The organism is Sphingomonas sp. LH128, from assembly GCF_000293195.2.
GTDB lineage: Bacteria > Pseudomonadota > Alphaproteobacteria > Sphingomonadales > Sphingomonadaceae > Novosphingobium > Novosphingobium resinovorum_A.
The window spans coordinates 1-1781 of sequence record NZ_ALVC01000472.1 but is presented as its reverse complement, the minus strand read 5'-3'; the positions used below and the strand labels follow the sequence as shown (position 1 = coordinate 1781).

General features: G+C 63.3%; 3 protein-coding genes. All 3 read right to left on the bottom strand.

Annotated features, from left to right (window positions below; genetic code table 11):
* Positions 1 to 147 precede the first annotated feature (147 nt).
* Positions 148 to 930, bottom strand: a complete 783-nt coding sequence (locus tag LH128_RS31615; protein WP_008833215.1) for a hypothetical protein — start codon at positions 928 to 930, stop codon at positions 148 to 150.
* Between the two features lie 18 nt (positions 931 to 948).
* Positions 949 to 1455 (bottom strand): hypothetical protein, encoded by a 507-nt coding sequence (locus LH128_RS28705; RefSeq protein ID WP_008833214.1) that lies wholly within the window; start codon positions 1453 to 1455, stop codon positions 949 to 951.
* A gap of 51 nt (positions 1456 to 1506) precedes the next feature.
* On the bottom strand, positions 1507 to 1781 hold a 275-nt coding region (locus LH128_RS32615; protein WP_008828891.1), incomplete at its 5' end, for a type II toxin-antitoxin system RelE family toxin.

The following is a 1781-nucleotide window of genomic DNA, read 5'->3' as shown; positions in this document are numbered from 1 at the left end:
GCGGCGGAGGAATCCTTGCCGCCCGAGACGTTGAAGACGATCCAGGCCCCGGCCTTGATCGCGGCGCGGATCTCGGCAGGCAGGGCGAGCGAAGTCAGTCCTGCCGGCGTGGCGCCGGCAAGATGCAGATGCTGGTGCAGCATGGGATCAGTGCGTCGTCAGATGGGCGGTGATCGCGGCTTCCTCGACGACGGGAAGCCTGCTGGCCATGTCACGCGCGATCGCTTCGCGATAGGCGACTGCCATCCACACCTCGCGCGGGTATCCTCGATACTCCTTTCCGGCCAACTCGATCTTGTCGCCATACTGCTCGATGCGTAGGCCGTTGTAGCAGACGAGGATTTCCCATTGGGTATGGCTGAAGCGCTTCTGCTCGATGGAGACGAGCGCCGGGTCGAATACCGGCTTGGGGGTCTCGGAGGGACCGGCGCCGGTGCCGAGTACCCGCCCGATGATCCCGGTCGTGCTGTGAAAATCAATTCCGGCTTCGGTGATGATCACGCAGCCGCCGCCGAACTCGTCAGGCCGCAGGGCATCGCAGGTATGGGCCCAGGAGAACGCGCAGGGGAGCGCGGACTTACATGCGGCGAAGATCAGGTTCGCCACCTGATCGACGCCAAACTGGTTGCCGCTGAAGCTGACCTGGCAGTGCCCCTCGGCATCGGGTTCGCTGATGACGATGCTGCAGTCGAACGTCGGAAAGTCGGGATCATCGAACAGGTCGAGGAAACTGCCGAAATCGTCATCGTCCTTGGGCGGAAAGAGTGCGGCGAAGCGGGGTCCAAGGTCGGCGTATTCGAGGTCGCGTCCGGTATCGCTTATACAGGAGTTTTCGACGATCTCGCTCGCGCGCTGCGCTAGCCTGACCATTTCGGCATCATCGGCGGTCATCTCGAGGATGAAGGAACTGGAGAGGTAGTTATTCGCCATGATGGATCTCCTGCGCGGTCAGGCGGCATTGCCGGCGAGGCGCGCGCGGGCGGCCTCGGCGAGCTTGGGGAATGCGGCCGAAAGGTTGGTGTGGATCTTCTCGAATGCGGGGATCGCGAAACGGCCGTTGGCACCGGGGCGCGTGGTCAGCAGCGCGCCGATCGCTACCTCGTCGAGTTCGGGCCTCGGAATGGTTGCGACAATGCCGTCATATTCGACGGGGCATGCGATCGCGGCTTCGATCCAGGAGCCAAGCCCGTCTTCTACGGCCTCGGCATAGGCGGCGACCGCAGGGTCGTTCTCGTCGTCGATGTGCAGGACGAGAGTGCGGTAGGTGCCAAAATCGTGGCGATTGGGCTTGCTGGTGAGGCGGCAGCCTTCAGGGGGAAGGCCATGGATCGCGATGATGCCGATCCGGTAGGCGTCGATCTCGAAGCGATTGACCCGCTCGAAGTCGGGGGTCTGGCCGAGCTGGGCGCAGTCGGCGTTCGCGGGCGCTGCGCCAATGTCGATGGTGTAGGACAAGGGAACCTCCGTCGATCCTCCATGGATCGCCCGTCCCCTTCCCCCTTCTCTCTATGGGTTATGGATGTCCTTAGGGGGGCAGCGGTAAATGCCACTTCGGTGGCCAACGGTCAGCACAAGCACGACAAGCCTGCCATCCTCGATCTCGCAGACAATCCGGTAGTCGCCAACGCGGTAGCGCCAGCGACCTGCCAAGGGCCCGGACAGTGGCTTTCCTGACGCGCGGGGATCTTCACCGGCTGCAACCCGCTCGCGCGGGAACGTAATGATCCGCTTTGCGGTCTGGCAATCGAGTTTGGAAAGGGACTTTTCGGCGCTGGATGACA